General features: G+C 38.7%; 22 protein-coding genes and 1 tRNA gene. 3 read left to right on the top strand and 20 right to left on the bottom strand.

Translation table 11 applies throughout. The features are described from left to right. Nucleotides 1–321: 321 nt before the first annotated feature. Nucleotides 322–1,485: a hypothetical protein gene (locus A1D18_RS00385; RefSeq protein ID WP_071661847.1), complete on the top strand. Its 1,164-nt coding sequence runs from the start codon at nucleotides 322–324 to the stop codon at nucleotides 1,483–1,485. On the opposite strand, the gene rnhB is transcribed toward A1D18_RS00385, so the two are convergent. From rnhB to rpsB, 14 genes are all read right to left on the bottom strand, one after another. After that, nucleotides 1,474–2,133: a ribonuclease HII gene (rnhB, locus tag A1D18_RS00380; RefSeq protein WP_071661846.1), complete on the bottom strand. Its 660-nt coding sequence runs from the start codon at nucleotides 2,131–2,133 to the stop codon at nucleotides 1,474–1,476. The two genes, A1D18_RS00385 and rnhB, sit on opposite strands and share 12 nt — an antisense overlap. A gap of 87 nt (nucleotides 2,134–2,220) precedes the next feature. Beyond that, nucleotides 2,221–3,396, bottom strand: a complete 1,176-nt coding sequence (gene lpxB, locus A1D18_RS00375) for a lipid-A-disaccharide synthase (protein ID WP_084028675.1) — start codon at nucleotides 3,394–3,396, stop codon at nucleotides 2,221–2,223. Further along, nucleotides 3,380–4,162, bottom strand: a complete 783-nt coding sequence (lpxA, locus tag A1D18_RS00370; protein ID WP_425429433.1) for an acyl-ACP--UDP-N-acetylglucosamine O-acyltransferase — start codon at nucleotides 4,160–4,162, stop codon at nucleotides 3,380–3,382. Before lpxA ends, lpxB begins: the two co-directional genes overlap by 17 nt. Then, nucleotides 4,156–4,599: a 3-hydroxyacyl-ACP dehydratase FabZ gene (gene fabZ, locus A1D18_RS00365; protein WP_071661844.1), complete on the bottom strand. Its 444-nt coding sequence runs from the start codon at nucleotides 4,597–4,599 to the stop codon at nucleotides 4,156–4,158. Before fabZ ends, lpxA begins: the two co-directional genes overlap by 7 nt. 243 nt (nucleotides 4,600–4,842) lie before the next feature. Then, nucleotides 4,843–5,883: a UDP-3-O-(3-hydroxymyristoyl)glucosamine N-acyltransferase gene (gene lpxD / locus A1D18_RS00360; protein ID WP_071661843.1), complete on the bottom strand. Its 1,041-nt coding sequence runs from the start codon at nucleotides 5,881–5,883 to the stop codon at nucleotides 4,843–4,845. Between the two features lie 38 nt (nucleotides 5,884–5,921). Then, entirely contained in the window at nucleotides 5,922–6,431 is a 510-nt protein-coding gene (locus A1D18_RS00355) for an OmpH/Skp family outer membrane protein (protein ID WP_071661842.1), read from the bottom strand. A gap of 25 nt (nucleotides 6,432–6,456) precedes the next feature. Next, entirely contained in the window at nucleotides 6,457–8,808 is a 2,352-nt protein-coding gene (bamA, locus tag A1D18_RS00350) for an outer membrane protein assembly factor BamA (protein WP_071661841.1), read from the bottom strand. A 145-nt stretch (nucleotides 8,809–8,953) separates the two neighbouring features. Beyond that, the gene (gene ispC, locus A1D18_RS00345) at nucleotides 8,954–10,153 is read right to left on the bottom strand and encodes a 1-deoxy-D-xylulose-5-phosphate reductoisomerase (RefSeq protein WP_071661840.1); all 1,200 of its coding nucleotides are present in this window, start codon (nucleotides 10,151–10,153) and stop codon (nucleotides 8,954–8,956) included. Beyond that, nucleotides 10,150–10,953, bottom strand: coding sequence for a phosphatidate cytidylyltransferase (locus tag A1D18_RS00340; RefSeq protein WP_071661839.1), 804 nt, complete (start codon nucleotides 10,951–10,953; stop codon nucleotides 10,150–10,152). Before A1D18_RS00340 ends, ispC begins: the two co-directional genes overlap by 4 nt. Continuing rightward, entirely contained in the window at nucleotides 10,946–11,695 is a 750-nt protein-coding gene (locus tag A1D18_RS00335; RefSeq protein WP_071661838.1) for an undecaprenyl pyrophosphate synthase, read from the bottom strand. The genes A1D18_RS00340 and A1D18_RS00335 overlap by 8 nt, the downstream gene beginning before the upstream one ends. A 12-nt stretch (nucleotides 11,696–11,707) precedes the next feature. Next, on the bottom strand, nucleotides 11,708–12,268 hold the full coding sequence (gene frr / locus A1D18_RS00330; protein ID WP_071661837.1) for a ribosome recycling factor: 561 nt from the start codon (nucleotides 12,266–12,268) through the stop codon (nucleotides 11,708–11,710). Nucleotides 12,269–12,271: 3 nt separating this feature from the next. Next, complete coding sequence (gene pyrH, locus A1D18_RS00325; protein WP_071661836.1) at nucleotides 12,272–12,997, bottom strand: UMP kinase; 726 nt, start codon at nucleotides 12,995–12,997, stop codon at nucleotides 12,272–12,274. Between the two features lie 152 nt (nucleotides 12,998–13,149). Next, nucleotides 13,150–14,049 carry a translation elongation factor Ts gene (gene tsf, locus A1D18_RS00320; protein WP_071661835.1) on the bottom strand — a complete coding sequence of 300 codons (900 nt, stop codon included), beginning with the start codon at nucleotides 14,047–14,049 and terminating at the stop codon, nucleotides 13,150–13,152. A 4-nt stretch (nucleotides 14,050–14,053) separates the two neighbouring features. After that, complete coding sequence (gene rpsB, locus A1D18_RS00315) at nucleotides 14,054–14,845, bottom strand: 30S ribosomal protein S2 (RefSeq protein ID WP_216095001.1); 792 nt, start codon at nucleotides 14,843–14,845, stop codon at nucleotides 14,054–14,056. Nucleotides 14,846–15,070: 225 nt separating this feature from the next. On the opposite strand from rpsB, the gene wrbA reads away from it, so the two are divergent. Continuing rightward, on the top strand, nucleotides 15,071–15,664 hold the full coding sequence (wrbA, locus tag A1D18_RS00310; protein ID WP_071661833.1) for an NAD(P)H:quinone oxidoreductase: 594 nt from the start codon (nucleotides 15,071–15,073) through the stop codon (nucleotides 15,662–15,664). A 66-nt stretch (nucleotides 15,665–15,730) separates the two neighbouring features. Here wrbA and hda read toward each other — a convergent pair whose 3' ends face one another. Together hda and A1D18_RS00300 are read right to left on the bottom strand one after the other, a co-directional pair. After that, a complete protein-coding gene (hda, locus tag A1D18_RS00305; RefSeq protein WP_071661832.1) occupies nucleotides 15,731–16,426 on the bottom strand; it encodes a DnaA regulatory inactivator Hda in 696 nt (231 codons plus the stop codon). 47 nt (nucleotides 16,427–16,473) lie between these two features. Then, on the bottom strand, nucleotides 16,474–17,079 hold the full coding sequence (locus tag A1D18_RS00300) for a CDP-alcohol phosphatidyltransferase family protein (RefSeq protein WP_071661831.1): 606 nt from the start codon (nucleotides 17,077–17,079) through the stop codon (nucleotides 16,474–16,476). A 35-nt stretch (nucleotides 17,080–17,114) separates the two neighbouring features. Between A1D18_RS00300 and A1D18_RS00295 the strand changes: the two genes are divergently transcribed. Beyond that, nucleotides 17,115–17,426 carry an HU family DNA-binding protein gene (locus A1D18_RS00295; RefSeq protein ID WP_071661830.1) on the top strand — a complete coding sequence of 104 codons (312 nt, stop codon included), beginning with the start codon at nucleotides 17,115–17,117 and terminating at the stop codon, nucleotides 17,424–17,426. Nucleotides 17,427–17,464: 38 nt separating this feature from the next. Here the strand turns inward: A1D18_RS00295 and cgtA are convergent, their stop codons facing one another. The 4 genes from cgtA to A1D18_RS00275 all read right to left on the bottom strand — a co-directional run bounded on the left by cgtA (nucleotide 17,465) and on the right by A1D18_RS00275 (nucleotide 19,333). Further along, nucleotides 17,465–18,478, bottom strand: coding sequence for an Obg family GTPase CgtA (gene cgtA, locus A1D18_RS00290; RefSeq protein ID WP_071661829.1), 1,014 nt, complete (start codon nucleotides 18,476–18,478; stop codon nucleotides 17,465–17,467). A 44-nt stretch (nucleotides 18,479–18,522) separates the two neighbouring features. Continuing rightward, a complete protein-coding gene (gene rpmA / locus A1D18_RS00285) occupies nucleotides 18,523–18,804 on the bottom strand; it encodes a 50S ribosomal protein L27 (protein ID WP_071661828.1) in 282 nt (93 codons plus the stop codon). A gap of 10 nt (nucleotides 18,805–18,814) precedes the next feature. Continuing rightward, on the bottom strand, nucleotides 18,815–19,120 hold the full coding sequence (rplU, locus tag A1D18_RS00280; RefSeq protein WP_071661827.1) for a 50S ribosomal protein L21: 306 nt from the start codon (nucleotides 19,118–19,120) through the stop codon (nucleotides 18,815–18,817). Nucleotides 19,121–19,257: 137 nt separating this feature from the next. Next, nucleotides 19,258–19,333 (bottom strand) — tRNA-Asn (locus tag A1D18_RS00275). Between the last annotated feature and the right edge of the window lie 366 nt (nucleotides 19,334–19,699).

Genomic DNA, 19,699 nt, shown 5'->3' with positions numbered 1-19,699 from the left:
GCACCCTTAAGCCAAAAACTCAAGAGCTCGCGAATTCTACCTCATACATCTTTTCTGTCAAGCACTAAAAATTTTTAAATATTTTTCTAGAAAAATTAAGCACTCTGAAATAAATTAATTGTTTAAGTTAATTTATCTTTTTTATCAAAGTAGACTAGGTCTAGTATACCATTAATTGGTAAAGAAATTAACCATATAACACTAATTTTTCTGTTTATTCCTACGTAACCTTAGAAACTATATAGATGATACATGATGGTGATAAACATAAATATAACGTATAATTTTTTACTATAAATAATTAAGTAATGGATTTGTTAAATGCCAAACAGTCTGATTTCAACCTATTCCATCCAAGAAACTTATCAGATACTCGAAAAAACATTTAGCATTAACCACTCATGCGGTTTTTACCAATCCGAATTCATTTCACCAGAAACCACTACGGATGAATTATTAACGCATATCAACACCAAACTACAGCAAGAGAATACCTTAGTACAACAACTTACTCCCGAAGTTATTCAAGGGTTAATTAATCCAAACTATCAAAACAAAACAAGCGAGTTTGTTACAAAAATTAATCTTGAGAGTAAATCATCCTTAACACCTAATCAGATTAAAAAGCAACTGAGTGAATTTATAGATTTTAGTAAACTGACTTATTTTACTTTTATACCTAAACTGTCCTCCTGGAAACTGACACTTCATACGCGCATTTTAGAGCAATTTACGTCAGTCACTAAACTAAAGTTTAATATTTTTTTAGATAATTTAGGTCATTTTTTGGAATCGACATTAGATGAAAATTCGGATTTAGTCAAAATAACTGAAACACTGATAAACAATTACTTTCCTAATGTCGCTAATGCCAGCTATCCCTTTTTAGCCAACGCATTTTTAAAACTTAATGGCACCCACTGCGGGGAGTTAAAAAAAGCGTTGCTCAATAACGATATTCCTATGCTACAGGAGAAACTAAATACGTATCATAAAAATATGGCCAAAAAAAGATTAATTGAAATAAACAATAGGACTGTATCAGATAGGGATGATTATCTATCCTGTGAAGATGACGAAGAAGATAAATTTTTTGACGCTGAAGAATTTATAAATTATCCCAATAGCTGTCATAACGATCAATCATCCACTTATGAAAATAAAGACCCCGTCAATGAAAATCTAAGCAATAATCCCATAAAGAAAAGTCTAATGGAAAAAATTGTTAACTGGTTTAGGGCACTGATACAGCAGATACGCAATACCTGGTTTAGTAACAACAAATTAAATAACTCCGTCACAGAGACTAACCATCTTACTATCCCTGAAAATACTGTTTCTTTTTTAGCAACAACCTCTAAAAATAACAACCCCCTAAGAACAAAGGTTAGTTCTAGCCCTTATCCTTTGTACCAAAGCACTAAAAAAAATAGGGAGGAGCATCATCATCTGGCTCAAAACAAGAAATATAGCTTAAACCATTAGCTCATATTGTCGAACAGGTGCAAATGAGCGCCGATGGATAGGGCTGGGACCTAATTTTTTTAAAGCCTGTAAATGTTGCTGGGTGGTATAACCTTTATGTTGTGCTAAACCATAACCTGGATATTCGGCATCTAACAATACCATACTGGCATCACGATGAACCTTCGCTAAAATAGAGGCTGCACTAATGACGGCAATTTTTTCATCGCCTTTAATAATGGCTTTGGTTGGATAATTTAGCTTAGGACAATATTTCCCATCGACTAAGACTAAGCTCGGTATTAATGCTAATGCACACACAGCGCGTTGCATAGCCAACAAACTGGCTTGAAAAATATTTAAGCGATCAATTTCTTCCACTTCAGCACGACCAACCGCCCAGGCTTTTGCTTCTTCTTGAATTTTTTTCGCAAGATACTCACGTTTTTGTGCGGTTAATTGTTTCGAGTCTGCTAAACCCGCAATGGATTTTTTGCTATTCAAAATAACCGCGGCCGCAAACACTGGACCGGCTAAAGGGCCACGTCCTGCTTCGTCAACACCTGCTATACTCTTCGCACTTGAATTTTTTTCTGTGTTGTCGCTCAATTTGCAATCCTCATGTATATTAATACACTCCGGTTGCTCATTTTTACGACGCCTTGCCAAAAATCCAATTTCTGAGAGTATATCAATTGCTTTTCCATGATGACAGAAGCTTATTAAAAAAATTAAATCACATCTAGAAAAACTATTTTAATTAGACGCGCGTACGTGCGTATTTAAAATTTTTAATATTGCATCCACTGCTTGTTTACTTGCGTGACAACGTAACTGTTGATGGAGCACTAAAAATTCTTTTTCTAGTTTACTCACAATATCTGGATTGTTCAAATAATAAAAAACTGCTTGTGATAAATTATCAACGTTAGCTTTTTTTTGAATAAATTCCGGAACCAATAATTTCTTAGCTAATAAATTAGGTAAAGCAATATAATCCACTTTAATTAAAAGCTTTGCCATCCAATAGGATAATCTACTCATTCTATAAGCAACAACCATCGGTTTTTTTAATAGCATCGCTTCTAAGGTTGCTGTGCCAGAGGCTAACAATACCACATTCGCTGCAGCCATTACTTGACGAGATTGAGCGCGTATAATGCGGAAAGGAAGAGTCGGTGTTATTTGCTTAGCCAATTTAATAAATTGTTGCTCCCTTTCTTCATTAACGGCAGCCAAAACGAAAACAAGCTTAGAATTTTGCTGATAACAACGCATGGCTGTCTGAAGAAATAATGTGCCCAAATAATTAATTTCATTACGACGACTGCCAGGCAGTATCGCAACGATGAGTGAAGATTCGGATAAGCCCAAATTTTTACGGGCAACTAAACTATCGATAGTTAATGGGATTTCATCTGCACTAGGATGGCCAACAAATTGCACAGGAATTCGATGTTGCTGATAAAAATATTTTTCAAAAGGAAAAAGGCATAGCATTAAATTAACTGCTTTGGCAATTTTTTTTAATCGCCCGCGACGCCACGCCCAAACACTGGGACTAACATAATGTATGGTACGTATCCCCTGTTTTTTCAAATTTTTTTCTAAATCTAGATTGAATTCGGGGGCATCAACACCAATAAATACGTCAGGAGGTTGGTTTATAAAATATTCAGTCATTTCTCGACGGCAACGCAGCAGCTGCGGCAACTGTCTAAAGATCTCACCTATACCCATAACAGATAAGCGTTCCATAGGATATAAGGAGTATGCGCCCTCTTGCTGCAGAGCAGGACCTGCAATTCCTGAAACACTAAATGGAATTTGTCTACGTTTTAATTCTTTGCAAAGATCGGCAGCCAACAAGTCACCTGACGTCTCGCCGACTACGATACCAATACGAATAGGAAGTTTAACGAATGATGCCACGTTCAGAATTTTTAAGTGCTGCTGCCATTAATCTTACCTGAGGAGAATTGAGCTCTAGGGGTTTTAATTCCTCTAAGGCTTGTTCCACGGTTAAATTTTTACGAAAAATGAGTTTATAAGCACAACGTAAGCTACTAATCGCTTCATCGGTGAAACCATTTCTTCTTAAACCTTCTTTATTAAGACCACAAGCACGGGCCTCATGCCCACCTTCTACCAAAATATAAGGCAAAACATTTTGTCGCACCATGCTTGAAGCAGCAATAAAACTATGATCACCAATATGACAAAATTGATGCACCGCACTATAGGCACCTAAAATAGCATAGTTTCCGATGGTAACATGACCTGCTAAAGCCACGTTATTGACAAAAATAGCATGATCACCAATGACACAATCATGTGCAATATGAGAACCCACCATAAAAAGATTGTGGTGTCCAATTTTAGTTAAACTTTTATCTTGGGCAGTGCCACGATTTATCGTGCAATATTCGCGAATAACATTATGATCGCCTATTTCTAGATAGGTTTTTTCTCCTCGATATTTTTTATCTTGAGGATCATCGCCGATCGAAGAAAAAGAATAAATTTTGTTATGTGCGCCTAAACGTGTAGGGCCCTTCAATACAACATGGGAACCAATGATAGTACCAGAACCTATCTCTACCTCAGGTCCAATAATACTCCAAGGTCCAACAGTCACATCAAGACTTAGCTTTGCAGCAGGATCAATAATAGCGAGCGCATGTATCATAGTTAGCATTTTCTCCCAGCACCCATGAGCGTTGCTTCACAAGCCAGCTCACTGTCTACTTTTGCTGTGACTTTGCATTTCCAAACATTCCCTTTTACCTTGATAACTTCAGCTTCTATTAATAACTGGTCTCCCGGCACGACAGGTCGTTTAAAACGGGCGTCATCAATACCCGCAAAAAGATATAAAAAACCTTCTTTATTTGCTCTATTCGCATGCAAAGCAAGAATACCTGTCGCTTGCGCCATCGTTTCTAAAATAAGTACGCCGGGCATAATAGGATTACCGGGGAAATGGCCTAAAAAATAAGGTTCGTTAACAGTTACATTTTTTATAGCCACTATCGATTTACCAGGAATTATTGAAATGACTTTGTCGATCATTAAAATAGGATAACGCTGGGGCAAATAAGTTAGTATTTCTTGGATATCCATAACATCACTCATAAATTTCTTACCTACTATTTTTTCTATTACAGGACCTTCATCTTTTGTTTTATTCTTCGTTGGATAATTATTTCGGGTATTCAGGTACTTCCCACTGCACTCCGTTCCTCAATAAGTATCCATATTGAGCTAAAAAAAAATACTTGGTCTTCTCAATAGCATATACTCCGCACTTGAATTTTTGTTATGTTGCGATTTGCTAAAAACCCACGCTGTATGCTTTTCTTTTTTATTGCTATTTTTTTAATCACTAACGATCGATTTCTTATCCACTAATGCTTCGGTTTTTCGCAATCTTTTAGCCAATTGATCCAGTTGGCGAAACCTGGCGCTATTTTTTTGCCATTCTCGGTGTGGTTGAGCCGAATGCGTAGAAGAATACACTCCAGAATTATAAATAGACTGCACCACACTCGACATGCCTGTAATATAAACATTATCTACAATTTCTATATGCCCGTTGATACAAACCCCTCCGCCAATCATACAATTTTTTCCAATATGCGTACTTCCAGCTATCCCAGTACATCCTGCAATAGCCGTATTTTCACCAATTTGAACGTTATGACCTATCTGTATTTGGTTATCTAATTTCACACCATTACCAATGAGGGTGTCATCCAACGCACCCCGATCGATACTGACATTAGCGCCGATTTCGACATCATGACCTATTTGTACTTTTCCTAATTGAGGAATCTTAACCCATTTATTATTTTCTTTGGCTAAACCAAAACCATCACTGCCTATGACTGTACCATTATGAATAATCACCCGTTCGCCTATTCGCGTATCCGCACACACACTGACATGCGAGGCTAAACGTGTATGGGCACCGATGACCACATTTTCGCCAATCACACACGCAGTTCCTACCACAACACCTTCATCTAAACACGTGTTGGCTCCTATCACAACGTAAGGAGCGATGCTCACGCTAGGATGAATACGAGAATTTTCGCCAATGATAGCAGTTGCATGAATTTCGCGAACGACTTGCGAGGTTCGTTCAAATAATTTAGCTACTTTAGCAAAAGCAAGATAAGGATCGGCAACCACTAAAGCATTACTTGGCGCATGTTTTAAACATTCTTCACGTAGAATAACCGCTGAGGCTTGTGTGGCCGCTAGATATTTTAGATAACGTCTATTATCTAAGAACGAAATTTGTCCCGGTAGTGCCCTTTGCAATGACATAATACCGCTGACCGAACAAGCTGGATCGCCTTTCAGATTAGCATCAATTAAATGGGCAATTTCTTGTAATGAATGTTGACGCTGCATATCCAACTCTACGCTTTATAAAAAACTTTTTAGCGCTTTTAAGCTCTTTTTAAAGCATCTAAAACTTGTTGCGTAATATCAAGATCATTTTTAGCATATAAGGTACTACCTTTTTGTATGACTAAATCATAACCGGATTGCACCGCTACTTTACTAACCACGCCGTCTAATTGCTGACTAAAACTGTGTAATGATTCGCTTTGTTTTTTAGATAAATCACTTTGAAAAGAGGCGATCATCGATTTGACTTTATTCTGATCGGTCATAAGCTTATTTTCTAAAATATTACGTTCGTCAGCTTTCATGACTGCTGCATTTTTTTGCAAATTGCTTGCTTCTTTCTGTAGCTCGTTCTGCGCTTTAACGATACTATCTTGCCGACCTTTAAATTGGCGGGTTAGTGCTTCGTTAATTTTGGCAATTTGTGGAGCTTTTTGTAATACCGCTTGCATATCAACGACTGCTAATTTTACTTCAGCTGCTTGAGCCGATATAGCCAACAGACTCGTCATTAACGCCACGATAGATACTAAGTAAACTTTGTTCATTATCAGCTCCTTAAATAAGCTAAAATTAAAAACCTGTTCCAATATTAAATTGGAATACTTGGGTTTGATCCCCTGGGCGAGGATTTATAGCCTTCGCTATACTAAAGCTTAATGTTACATTAAAAACCGGAACTCGCCAATCTACATCTACTCCGGTGGAATATCGCAACGGTCCCGAGGCCGTACCTCCTCTTGCATTAGAAGGAGGGGGATTCGAATGAGTGACACCTAAAGTAGAATAAGTATTACCTGCATCGATAAAAACACTAGTCCTTAATTTATCCGATATTGGGTTCGGTATAATTAAAGCTAAGCTACCTACCGTCATCACATTACCTCCAAGAGGATAACCATTCGTATCTCTAGGCCCTAAAGAACTGATTTCATAACCTCTAACCTGCCCATCGGTGCCAATACCCCCCGCATAGTAATTGGAGAAAAAAGGCAATCCCCGAGTAGAAGCAAAACCATTTCCATAGCCTAAGCTTAGACGACTTTGCAGAATAAAATTATGCTTAAAAGGTAAATAACCGACCGCTGAGTAATTCGCCTTATAATAGTATAAAGGCTGACCACCCACCGGTAAAGCGAGCTGGGCATTGGCAGTCTGATAGATCCCACTGTTAGGGAATACCATGCGATCTAAGCTATTGCGCAACCAACCCAACGTAAATAAAAATTGATTAAATTGTACGCCATGTTCTGTGACAAATTTTTGTACTTCCAGCGATTGTTGATTAGTAGGTGGCAAATTAAGTTGTAATCTTTGTAATCCACCTTGAATCAGTAAGTTATCCCCACGCTCATCAAAAGGAATACTATAGTGAAGATCACCACCATAGGTATTGGTATTGTAAGTCGTAGTATTCAAATCACTGGGTGTCGATCGCTGATAGAACAGATCGTATCCGCGTTGTATCCCATCCAAGGTATAATAAGGGTTGTTATAACTAATACTATAAACTGTTGCGGCACGAGTATTATTGAAATTTAAGCCTAATTGATTACCCGTTCCGAAAACATTATTTTGGTTCAGCGATGCACCGACTACAGGTCCGTTAGTGCCATAACCTAAGCTAAATAAAGCTTGTGCCGCATGCGCTTCATTTAGATTGATATCCAAATCAACTTGATCAGTATATCCGGCAATAGGAATGGGTATTAATTGTGGCTCCCCTTCAAGAAAACCGCTAAGATTGAGCTGTCTCAAAGATGCCTTCATATCGGATTCTGAAATCACACTCGCTTCTTGTTGGCGCAACAAACGCCGAAATACTAAATCTTGAGTTTTTAGATTACCGGATATATTGATGTGCCGTACATACACGCGATTACCCGGATCAACATAGAAAGTTAAAAAGACGGTTTTATTTTTCTCATCAACTTGCGGAACCGTATTTACGGTTGCAAATATATAACCAAAGTCACCTAAAGCTTTTTTGATGCCTTGTTCCGCCGCTACAATTTTTTCACGTGAAAATATCTTACCACTTTGCAACGAGGCTAAAAGTTTTTGCAATTTAGTTTGTGAAATGATGACATTGCCTGTGAGTTGATAACCACTGAGTTTGTAAATAGGACCTTCGGTGACATGGATGATAAGATAAACCTGTTTTCTATCGGGAGTTAAAGTAACCTGCGTAGAATCTATTTTAAATTTAAGATAACCTCGATCCATATAATAAGATTGTAGTGCGTCTAACGTAGCCGATAATCGAGCTTGACTATATTGATCACTATTAGTAAAAAATGACCAAAAATGATGCGTGCCCAATGGTAAGGCGGAACGCAATGTTCTTTCACTAAAAACATGATTACCGACGATATCAATATCGGCAATCTCTACGGTAAGCCCTTCAGAAATAAGAATTCGTACCGATACTCTATTATTAGATTGTGGTGTAACGAGTGGGGTTACCCGTGCTGAATATTTACCTATATTGTCGTACTGCGACCGTAGCTGAGCAATAAAACGATCTAAAGTGGCTTTATCGAACAAACGTCCACGAACTAAACCAATTTTTTTTACAATTTGTTTTAATTTATCCTTAGGAATTTCTTTATTACCCGTAATATCAACTTCACTAATAGTCGGCCTTTCAACCACTTTTATGATCAAGGAATTGCCTTGTTCTTCTAACGTGACATTGCTAAAAAATCCTGTCGCATACAATGCGTTAATGACCGCAGAGGATTGATAAGATTGAAAAGATTGTCCTGTTCTAACTGGTAAATAACTCAGAACCGTATCACGACTGATCCCCTGTAGACCCTCAATCTCAATCCTATTAATGGGAAATGCTTGCACGGGCAAAGCGGGAAAAACAAGGATCGATAATGATCCTATTAAAAAAACTCTCAATAAAAGTCGCAACATAGTCGTTATTTTTTAGCCAATTTATAAAACACTCTATACTTTTCGCGGCACTTACCAAAAATACAATTGCTGTGATTATATAAAAAAAGTTTGCAAAAGAACTAACCGGTGTCTTTTGTGACACATCCTAACGGATGACTGATTTTTATGCATTTTCTCTGCTCGTGCTATAATGCTTTAAAATCATCTCTTTAGCAATCTCACGGGCTAAATTATCATCCTCCAATATAACACTGAGATTAGAAACAGGTCGCGAATGAATTTTTTCCAATACAGCCCGATTAAGCTTAGCAATATCGGTAAAATAGATTTTTCCATCTAAAAACGCTTGTACAGCAATTTCATTCGCTGCATTTAAAATAGTTGTTGCTGTCCCACCAATACGTAATGCAAGGTAAGCTAAATCTAAACAAGGATAACGTTCCGCATCAATCGATAAAAAATCCAAACGCCCAATTTTTAATAAGTCCAATGAAGCGACTGAATTATTAATGCGTTCTGGGAAGCCCAATGCATAAGAAATAGGAATACGCATATCAGGACTCCCTAGTTGCGCTAAGAGAGACCCATCTAAATATTCTACTAATGAATGGATAATACTTTGTGGATGCAAAACCACTTCAATTTGATCGAGTGTCAATCCAAACAAAAAATAGGCTTCTATGACTTCAAAACCTTTATTCATGAGTGTCGCCGAGTCAACGCTAATTTTTCGCCCCATACTCCAATTTGGATGTTGACAAGCCTGTACCGGTGTAGCCGCTTGCAATTGATCTAAGGACTTATGACGTAAAGCACCGCCTGATGCGGTCAAAATAATTTTCGAAAGACTCTTACCGCTATCGCCTGGCGTCACTTGACCCTGCAAACATTGAAAAATAGCATTATGTTCACTATCTACCGGTATTAAGGAAATTTGGGCACATTGCGCCTCTTCTATAAATAAAGGCCCTGCCATAATTAGGGCTTCTTTATTTGCTAATAGTATTTGCTTCTTAGCTTTAATGGCCGCTAAAGTAGGTAATAAACCTGCGGCGCCGACAATAGCCGCCATCACCGTATCCACTTCGTCGAGAGTGGCAACAAAAGCTAATGCATCCCTACCAAATAACACTTCGGTTTTCAAAGACTCGGCTCGTAGGCGTTGCTGAAGATTTTCAGCTAAATTTTTACTACTAACGACAGCATAAGTAGGAATAAATTTTAGGCACTGTTGAAATAACAAATCAATGTTGTAGTGTGCCGTTAAAGCAATTACATTAAAACGTGTGGGATGTTCACTAATCACATCTAAGGTGTGAACCCCTATAGAGCCCGTTGCACCTAAAATACTTAAAGATTTCATATTATTAAACCTAGCAGTAATAAAGATCCCGTAAATACGGGAGCTGCAGCTAATAAACTATCGATTCGATCCAAAATTCCACCATGACCAGGTAATAATTGGCCACTATCTTTTAGTCCTCGAAGTCGTTTTAGTTGACTTTCAAATAAATCTCCTGTTACCGCCGCTAAACTCGTCAATAATACCAGTATCCACATTTGCCAAAAAGAAGGCTTAATCCCTTGAAAAAAATAGAGCATTAGCATTGCTGAAAAAAAAGTAAACAATAATCCGAAAAAAAAACCTTCCCAGGTTTTTTTAGGGCTCAAGGTCGGTGCCAATAGATGCTGTCCCCATAATCGACCACTGACATATGCGGCAGTATCAGCTAACCAAATAATCAATAACATAAACATTAAATAAACCGGTGTCAGTTGCAGTTTTTGTAAGGAAACCCAACATAAACTAATAATTAACCAACCTAAGCTAGCTGTTATTGTAGGACTTATCCTTGGCAATACTGGTTTACTACGTGCCCAAATTAAATAAACGCTTAATAATAGCCAAAAAACTAAACCTAGCTTCAAAAGCCAGTCGTAAGCTACATAAGGTAAAATTAGAAATAAGATTGCTGCTTGTACTCCTACATATAAAAAACGCTTAATCAAATCCTTGTAAGCACTCAAACGTGACCATTCCCAAGCAGCGAGTAGCATAATAGCCGCAGTAATCAATTTAAAATAAAATGTCGATGCGTAAAAAATTCCAACGATAACTAAAGGAATCAATATAAGTGCAGTTAAAATTCTAAGTTTAAGCATTTATTTCTGCGATTTGTTCACTAGTGCATCCAAATCGTCGTTCTCGTTGCGCATAAAAATGCAAAGCCTTATTCAATTCGTGTTTATCAAAATCGGGCCATAAGGTATCAGTAAAATATAATTCGGTATAAGCCAATTCCCAGAGTAAAAAATTACTAATCCGATATTCACCGCTGGTGCGAATTAACAGATCGGCCTCAGGTAAATCAGCTAAACTTAAATAATTAGCAAATATTTCTCGGGTTAAAGTTTCTGTTGCTAATTCACCTGACTTAACTTGCCTCATGATTTTTTGAGCGGCCTGAACAATATCCCATTGCCCACTATAATTCACAGCAATAACCAATTGCAGGCCTGTATTTTTAGCCGTTAAAGCCTGAGACTTGTCGATCCATGCGCGTAGTGGCGGATTAAAACGATCTAAATTACCCACCATTCTTAATTGCACATTATTCTTGGTTAATTTGTCAATTTCATTTTTCAACGTATTCAGGAATAGCGTCATTAAATAATTAACTTCTTGCTCAGGACGCTGCCAGTTTTCACTGCTAAAAGCAAACAAGGTAAGCACTTCAATCCCCATTTCACCACAGAACTTAATCACTTTACGAACTGCTTTCACACCTTCTTGGTGACCTAACATCCGAGGTAAATAGCGACGCTTCGCCCAACGGCCATTTCCATCCATAATGATAGCAATATGCCTTGGAAGTTTTAGTGCCTGATTGTCTAGAGTTGACATAAAATGTAGCGGTTAAATTTGCATTAACTCTTCTTCTTTTGTCTTAGCTATCTTTTCTACTTCAGAAATATTGTGATCCGTCATTTTTTGAATCATGTCTTTAGCACGACGTTCTTCATCTTCAGTAATCAATTTTTTCTTTACCAGTTCTTTCAGTTGATGATTGGCATCTTGACGATAGTTACGAATCGATACGCGTGCATCCTCAGCTTCTTGTTTGACTAACTTACTCATATCGCGTCGACGCTCTTCGGTTAGCATCGCTAAAGGTACGCGAATAACATTGCCTGCAGTTAAAGGATTTAAACCTAAATTAGATTGAATAATCGCTTTTTCTATGGTGGGAATAGAGGATTTTTCCCAAGGTGTAACCAATAAAGTGCGCGCATCAGTAACGGTAATACTGGCCATATGATTCAAAGGCACTTCTTTACCCCCATATTGAGGAACGCGTAGTTGATCTAATAAACTAGGATGAGCCCTGCCAGTACGTAACTTAGCTAAGTTAACTTTTAAAGCATCCAAAGCTTTTTTCATACCCTGCTCAGTTGTTAATTTTATCGGTCCTATCATAATTTAATTCCTCTTACTCACTAATGTACCTTTACTTTTGCCTTGCAGAATATCAACTAATGTGTTTTTAGATTTAATATTAAAGACAAGTATGGGTAAATCATGATCGCGACATTGCGTAAATGCGCTTAAATCCATGATACCTAATTCTTGTTCTAAGGCTTTTTCATAGCTGACCTGGGAATACAACACAGCTTTGGAATCTTTTTTGGGATCAGCACTATAAACACCCTCAACGTGTGTTGCCTTAAGTAATAATTCAGCACCGATCTCTATGCCACGTAAACTGGCTGCAGAATCTGTACTCACCAGCGGATTTCCAGTACCACCGGCAAAAATTACAATATAACCTTTTTCTAGATAACGTATCGCTTTATAGCGCTCAAAAAGTGGAGCAAAACCACCGATAGAGATTGCTGACATGATTTTAGCTACTTTTTTGTGCTTTTCAATTGAATCACGTAACGCCAGTGCATTAATTACGGTGCCTAACATACCCATTTGATCGCCGGTAATTCTATCAATACCCGTACGCGCTAATACTTCGCCACGAAAAATATTACCACCTCCTACCACGATACCTATTTGCACACCTAAATCCACCGCAGCAACAATGTCAGATACAATACGGTTAAGCTCTACTGGATCCAGCATTTGCGAAGTTTCTCCATGGAGTGCTTCTCCACTGAGCTTTAGCAAAACACGTCGATATTTTAATGAATATGCCATGATAAAATAATAGGTCAAAGTAGATAAGATAATAACCTATGCCGCGCACTGTTTCTAGCCCGGCAACTCATTTGACAAACTTCCTTCCAGTCTACAGATAATAAAAAAGGCAATAACTCATTAAGCTATCACCTTAAACTACTCTTTTAAAATTAAGAAGAATTTTTAACTTGCGCCATTACTGCTTCAGCAAAATCTTCGATTGGTTTTTCTATTCCTTCACCCACTGCAAATCGCACAAAACTGATAACTTTTGCTCCGGTGCTTTCTAAGAGTTGTCCTACGCGTACATTAGGATCTTTTACAAACGCTTGACCTAGCAAACTCATTTCATCACGGAATTTATTTAATCGCCCTTCTACCATCTTTTCGATGACTGCTTGTGGTTTACCACTACCCTGAGATTGCGCCATAATGATTTCCCGCTCTTTCGCCAGAATTTGTTCAGCAATCTCATCAGCAGAAATGACTGCGGGATTATTTGCAATAATATGTAAGGCTAAATCTTTAGCCAGTTGTTCATCACCCCCTTTTAGCTGCACAATAGTTCCGATACGCCCCCTATGCACATAAGATCCCAGAATGATATCGGCCTGTGCAGTAACAATCTGAAAACGTCTTAATTGAATGTTTTCACCTAATTTAGCAACTAAGGCTTCGCGGGTTTTTTCTACGCTTTCGCCGCTATCAGCAAATTGATAGTCTAACAAGGATGTGATGTTTGCAATCTGATGATCTAAAGCGCCTTGCGCAGTCTTCTCAGCAAATTGTTTGAAATTTTCATCGCGCGCTACAAAATCTGTCTCGCAATTGACTTCTAAGATGACAGCAGGACCTGTCGCTGACTTTGATTTAATCACAATTAAACCCTCAGCTGCGATACGCCCTGATTTTTTCTCTGCTTGAATTTGACCCGATTTACGCATCGACTCAGCCGCTACATCCAGATCACCCTCCGCAGATTCTAAAGCCCTTTTACAATCCATCATGCCTGCCCCAGTTCGAGCGCGTAAAGCTTGAACCATGGCCGCTGTTATTATTGTTGGTGTCATGTACTTACTCCTTTCCATCTGTAGATTTAGTCGATTTCACTACAGATTCTTGAACCTCGACTTTTTCCACTTCAGAAAGTGGTGTTAAATCGGTTGGTTTTTTTGCAGAAGCACGCGCCTCTAAAATAGTATCCGCGACCATTTGCGTATACAGCGTAATTGCACGAGCTGCATCGTCATTACCTGGAATGATATAATCAATACCTTCGGGTGAATGATTCGTATCGACAATACTAATAACTGGTATTTTTAGTTTTTGTGCTTCACAGATAGCAATATGCTCATAGCCTCTATCAATCACAAATAAAGCATCCGGCAAACCACTCATATCTTTAATACCACCTAAACCACGTTCCAATTTATCCAATTGCCGTTGTAAATTCAGCGCTTCTTTTTTAGTCAATTGGTTAAAGCTGCCATCTTGGCTTTGTGTTTCTAATTCTTTAAGTCGTTTAATCGACTGACGGATGGTCCGATAATTGGTTAACAGGCCGCCTAGCCAGCGATGGTTAACATAAGGCATGCCACAGTGTAATGCTTGTTCTTTCACTAAATCCTGTGCGGCCCGTTTAGTTCCGACAAATAAGATCTTACTACCCGGCCGTGCCGCTATCTTAGCGATATAGTTAAGCGCTTCAGTAATATATTCTCGGGTTTTCTCTAGATCGATGATGCTAATTCCATTACGCACACCGTAGATATAGGGAGCCATTTTAGGCTCGCGAAAACAAGTACGGTGACCAAAATGGACACCTGCTTCAAATAACTGTCTTAATGTTGCTGACACTGTATTAATCTCCTATTGGGTTAAACCTCCACCTAGTATCGCCTCAAAACAAAACTAGCTTTTTTCAAGGTCTAATATTTGAAGACTATCTTTGACGATAGCCACCCTCAAATAATTTAGATAATAGGTGTGTGAAATAATCGCTTTTCAGCGCGATGTTTTATACCATAGAATGACTTGTTGCATCAACATCAAGCCAATCCTATATTGGGACCTAGCGCAGGAGTGAATCACATGCCCTATTTATTAGTACTTTATTACAGTCGCTACGGTGCCGTGGCAAAAATGGCCCAACAAGTCGCAAGAGGTGTAGAATCTACTGAAGGTGTAGAAGTAAGAATTCGCACCGTTCCTAATATTTCGACTGTTTGTGAAGCTGTGGAAGAGGAAATCCCATCGGCTGGCCCGCCTTATGCCACATTAGAAGACGTCCGAGGTGCCATCGGCATCGCCTTAGGCAGCCCGACGCGTTTTGGTAATATGGCCGCCCCTTTAAAACATTTTATTGATAGTTTAAGTGGCTTATGGTTTTCAGGTGAATTAGTCGATAAACCGGCTGGTTTGTTTTCTTCGACTTCTAGTTTACATGGCGGGCAAGAAACCACACTACTGAGTATGATGCTACCATTGATCCATCTTGGCATGATTATCGTCGGTGTTCCCTATACGGAATCCGATTTAAGCACCACCCAAACCGGAGGAACACCTTATGGACCCACACATATGGCCGGTAAAGACAGTAAAAATCCGATTAGTGACGAAGAGAAACGACTTTGCCAAGCTTTAGGTAAACGTTTAGCTCGAGTCGCACTAAAATTGTCAGCATAGCTATTTATTCAATCGGGTTAAGAAGTGAGCTCTATTGCCGCAGGCAGTTAATCCAAAAAAATAAAACTATAATTTTAAAATCGTTTTGACTAAAGGAATAGTTAATTTGCGTTTTAAACTTAAACTCGCTTTATCAAGTTGTGTCAATGCAGAAAAAAGCGCTTGCGAATCGCGTGGCAAACGTAGCAATAAAAATTGACCTACTTCTTCTGAAAGTTCTAAACCTCTTAAATACGCACGTTGTTGTAGAGCAATGAGTCGTTCTGCGTCATTTAATTCGCGTACTTGAAACAAAACGCCACTGGACAAACGCGAAATTAAATCCAGTAAAGAAAAATTTAATTGATTAGGGCTATGCTTTGCCGCAATCAGCAAATAACGTGACTGTTCTTGTAAACGATTATAGAAATGAAATAATGACTCTTGCCAAATACTATCATCAACAATACTGTCTAATTCATCGATACAAACCATATCAACGGATTCTAAGCCGCGTAACATCTCACTACTATTATTTTTTTTTATCGTATTTAAAGGCAAATAAGCGACAGAAAATCCTTCTTGTTGCGCTGCGTGACAACACGCCTGTAATAAATGTGTACATCCCGCACCTGGGTTACCCCAAATATAGATATAAGGTTCACCTATTTTTAAAGAAAATTGTCGTAAACAGTTTAATAAAATAGCATTTTGACCGGTATAAAAATTTTCCAAACAATGCGCATCCGGAGGTTGTATGGGCAAAATTAATTGTGTCGACATCAGACCTTTTCCAAACCGAGGTGTTAGACTCGATTTCATTTCAATATTTAAGACCAACCTTGCTTTTGATTTTTAGCGCTTAATTTTTTACTTTCTAGCTTTAAATAATACGCCGCTTGCCAAAACCACATCCAAGTATATTGGATAAAGCTTAATAATGTCGTCACAAAAACCGCTTCTATAATACGAGGAATAAATTCATTCGGTATATCAAAAAAAGCTAATTTAATAATAAGCAAGCTCACTAAGACTAATTGAAAAAAAGTATTTAATTTACTAATCCAAACTGGTTTGTAATCTAATGGTCCGACCCGATAACGATAAAGCAAAGCGCCACCCATAATCCAAATATCGCGACCTATCACCATAATCGTTAACCATAAGGGAATTTGTTGTAAATAGGCGAGCACAACAAAGCTCCCCATCAGTAATAATTTATCGGCTAAAGGGTCCAATAAAGCACCTAAAGGGGTCGTCCAATTAAAAAAACGCGCTAACAAACCGTCTAAACCATCACTCAAACCTGCTATTACAAACAAATAAAAAGCCAGGGGATAGCACTTTGTCAGCAAGGCCCATAAAATAGGACCTATAAGGATAAAGCGAATACAGGTAATTAAATTAGGTAGATAGCGTAGTTGTATTTGCATCATTTTTTTGGCTTAATCAAACGTATCATAGGTGATCCATGCTGAAACCAGAACTCATTAACCAACTCATACTAAAGTTCCCTCAACTTCAAGCGTCTACTGTTAAGAAAGGTGTGGAGCATTTAATTCATTTGTTAGAACAAACATTATACCAGGGCCGTCGCATAGAAATACGCGGCTTTGGAAGTTTCTCACCTCATTATAATGCGGCACGTTCTGCTTTTAACCCAAAAACTGGGGAACATTTTTTAGCCCCTGAGAAATATCGTATCCATTTTAAAATGGGAAAAACGCTTAAATATTGTATTAATAAACCTGCTCAGCAAGCAGAAACCATTTCCGTTGAATGAATCAATAAAAAATTTTTTACGTGCTAAACTTTATACAACTAGTGTTCAACATTCTCCAAAAAATCCCCAAGAGAATAACATAATGCTTGCGTCCCGACACGCTGTAAAGCTGAAATTTCAAATACCGGGACATGCGCAGGAATTTGGGTTTTTAGACATTGTACATACTCCTTTAATTGTTCAGTAGCGAGTAAATCGATTTTATTTAATACTAGCCATCTAGGTTTTGCAGCCAATTCAGGACTGTATTTTATTAGTTCGCTTTCAATCAAAGCCATATTTTCTAGTGGATCACTACCATCGATGGGCTGGATATCCAATACATGGAGTAATAGACGAGTACGATCGAGATGTTTAAGAAAATTTATTCCTAAGCCTAAACCTTCCGCAGCTCCGGTAATCAATCCGGGAACATCCGCCATCACAAAACTCCGGCCTGCTTCTAAGCGCACCACACCTAAATGTGGCTGCAAAGTAGTAAATGGGTAATCCGCCACTTTGGGTGTCGCAGCCGATACCGCTCGTATCAGACTGGATTTACCGGCATTAGGCAAACCCACTAAACCTACGTCGGCCAATAATTTTAAAGAAAGCTTTAAGCGACGAGTTTCGCCGGGATGACCTGGTGTAAATTGACGTGGACTACGATTGGTACTGCTTTTAAATCGCGCATTACCTAAACCATGCCAACCGCCACGGGCAACGCATTGCATTTGATCTTGAGTGGTTAAGTCGCCGATCAATTCTTGTGTATCCGCATCAAAGATTTCAGTCCCGATCGGCACTTCTAAAATGAGATCAACCCCTTTTTTTCCCGCACAGTCGCTACCTCTACCATTCTCACCACGAGCGGCTTTGTAGAGCCGATTATAATGGAAATCAATCAGTGTATTGAGATTGATATTCGTTTTCAAATAGACACTACCGCCATCACCCCCGTCGCCACCATCAGGACCGCCCAAGGGGATAAATTTTTCGCGACGAAAACTAACGCAGCCTGCTCCGCCCTTTCCTGCTTCTACCAGTATCTCAACTTCATCTAAAAATTTCATAAAAAACCCCGCTGAGCGGGGTAACCATAAAAGCTATTTTTGTTTCAAATACGTTCAGTTGATTCTGCTAATGCAGGAACCACATTCACATAACATCTTAATTTAGCCCCTTTACGAGCAAACTTAACTACGCCTTGCACTAAGGCATATAAGGTGTGGTCCTTGCCAATTCCTACATTATTACCTGCATGGTAATGTGTTCCTCGTTGACGGATAATAATGTTTCCTGCTTTAACCGATTCGCCACCGAAGTGTTTTACCCCTAAGCGTTTTGAGTGTGAATCGCGACCATTGCGTGTACTACCGCCTGCTTTCTTGTGTGCCATGGTGATACCTCTATAAAATCTGGGTAATTTTTACTGCTGTATAATGTTGTCGGTGACCCATTTGCTTTCTATGATGCTTACGCCGTCGAAACTTAATAATGGTGACCTTATCACCACGACCATGCTCTATGATAGACGCTTTAACTTTTGATTCAGCTAAATAAGGTGAGCCCACTCTAACGTTGGCTTTATTAGCAAGAAGCAACACCGGAAATTCAACGATTTCGCCGACCTCTGCCGATAGCTTTTCTAGCTTAATAATTTCGCCTTCAGCGACTTTATATTGTTTCCCACCAGTTGAAATAACTGCGTACATTATACTCTCCAAATGACTATCTGACATGTATGTCTATACTCTCACACTTGAATTTGACTGTATTGCCACCTCACCATACTTTTGGAGGCACTGGCCAACACTCACGCTGAGTCTAGTTACAAAATCTTTAATGATACTGGCTCCCCGAACAGGACTCGAACCTGTGACCCAATGATTAACAGTCATTTGCTCTACCAGCTGAGCTATCGGGGAATTTAAGCCGTAAGGCCCCTTGTACCGCTCGTTTGAAGATACGAATTCCCTAACTTTTTTGTGATAGGGTAACCCTATCACATGGCTAACACTAGCAATGCTGATGCTCAGCCATTTTAATAAGAGAATAATTTCACCTCTTACAAAATCTTCACCGCGAGAGGACGGCACATAAACCTGCGGTTTCGCATCTTCATGTGCAGGGCGTATAGTAATAGCAGAGGTAGCATGGGTCAAGAGCTGAAATGAATTTATTTATGCAAATTCCATCATTTAAAGCAAACAGCTATCAACCGTCGAGTGCCTGACTGTTAATCATACTCTCGACTGCCTCTGCTTTAATTAAAGTTCTATAAAAACAATCAG

Origin of the sequence: Candidatus Rickettsiella isopodorum (assembly GCF_001881495.1) — a bacterium.
Classification (GTDB): domain Bacteria; phylum Pseudomonadota; class Gammaproteobacteria; order Diplorickettsiales; family Diplorickettsiaceae; genus Aquirickettsiella; species Aquirickettsiella isopodorum.
Note: the sequence above shows the minus strand (reverse complement) of the source record. Positions and strands in the feature narration are given on the sequence as shown.

Coding starts and splice junctions, on each gene's coding strand:
- A1D18_RS00385 (WP_071661847.1), top strand. CDS start 322: ATGCCAAACAGTCTGATTTCAACCTATTCCATCCAAGAAACTTATCAG.
- lpxA (WP_425429433.1), bottom strand. CDS start 4,162: ATGCTAACTATGATACATGCGCTCGCTATTATTGATCCTGCTGCAAAG.
- fabZ (WP_071661844.1), bottom strand. CDS start 4,599: ATGAGTGATGTTATGGATATCCAAGAAATACTAACTTATTTGCCCCAG.
- lpxD (WP_071661843.1), bottom strand. CDS start 5,883: ATGCAGCGTCAACATTCATTACAAGAAATTGCCCATTTAATTGATGCT.
- A1D18_RS00355 (WP_071661842.1), bottom strand. CDS start 6,431: ATGAACAAAGTTTACTTAGTATCTATCGTGGCGTTAATGACGAGTCTG.
- bamA (WP_071661841.1), bottom strand. CDS start 8,808: ATGTTGCGACTTTTATTGAGAGTTTTTTTAATAGGATCATTATCGATC.
- ispC (WP_071661840.1), bottom strand. CDS start 10,153: ATGAAATCTTTAAGTATTTTAGGTGCAACGGGCTCTATAGGGGTTCAC.
- A1D18_RS00340 (WP_071661839.1), bottom strand. CDS start 10,953: ATGCTTAAACTTAGAATTTTAACTGCACTTATATTGATTCCTTTAGTT.
- A1D18_RS00335 (WP_071661838.1), bottom strand. CDS start 11,695: ATGTCAACTCTAGACAATCAGGCACTAAAACTTCCAAGGCATATTGCT.
- frr (WP_071661837.1), bottom strand. CDS start 12,268: ATGATAGGACCGATAAAATTAACAACTGAGCAGGGTATGAAAAAAGCT.
- pyrH (WP_071661836.1), bottom strand. CDS start 12,997: ATGGCATATTCATTAAAATATCGACGTGTTTTGCTAAAGCTCAGTGGA.
- tsf (WP_071661835.1), bottom strand. CDS start 14,049: ATGACACCAACAATAATAACAGCGGCCATGGTTCAAGCTTTACGCGCT.
- wrbA (WP_071661833.1), top strand. CDS start 15,071: ATGCCCTATTTATTAGTACTTTATTACAGTCGCTACGGTGCCGTGGCA.
- hda (WP_071661832.1), bottom strand. CDS start 16,426: ATGTCGACACAATTAATTTTGCCCATACAACCTCCGGATGCGCATTGT.
- A1D18_RS00300 (WP_071661831.1), bottom strand. CDS start 17,079: ATGATGCAAATACAACTACGCTATCTACCTAATTTAATTACCTGTATT.
- A1D18_RS00295 (WP_071661830.1), top strand. CDS start 17,115: ATGCTGAAACCAGAACTCATTAACCAACTCATACTAAAGTTCCCTCAA.
- cgtA (WP_071661829.1), bottom strand. CDS start 18,478: ATGAAATTTTTAGATGAAGTTGAGATACTGGTAGAAGCAGGAAAGGGC.
- rpmA (WP_071661828.1), bottom strand. CDS start 18,804: ATGGCACACAAGAAAGCAGGCGGTAGTACACGCAATGGTCGCGATTCA.
- rplU (WP_071661827.1), bottom strand. CDS start 19,120: ATGTACGCAGTTATTTCAACTGGTGGGAAACAATATAAAGTCGCTGAA.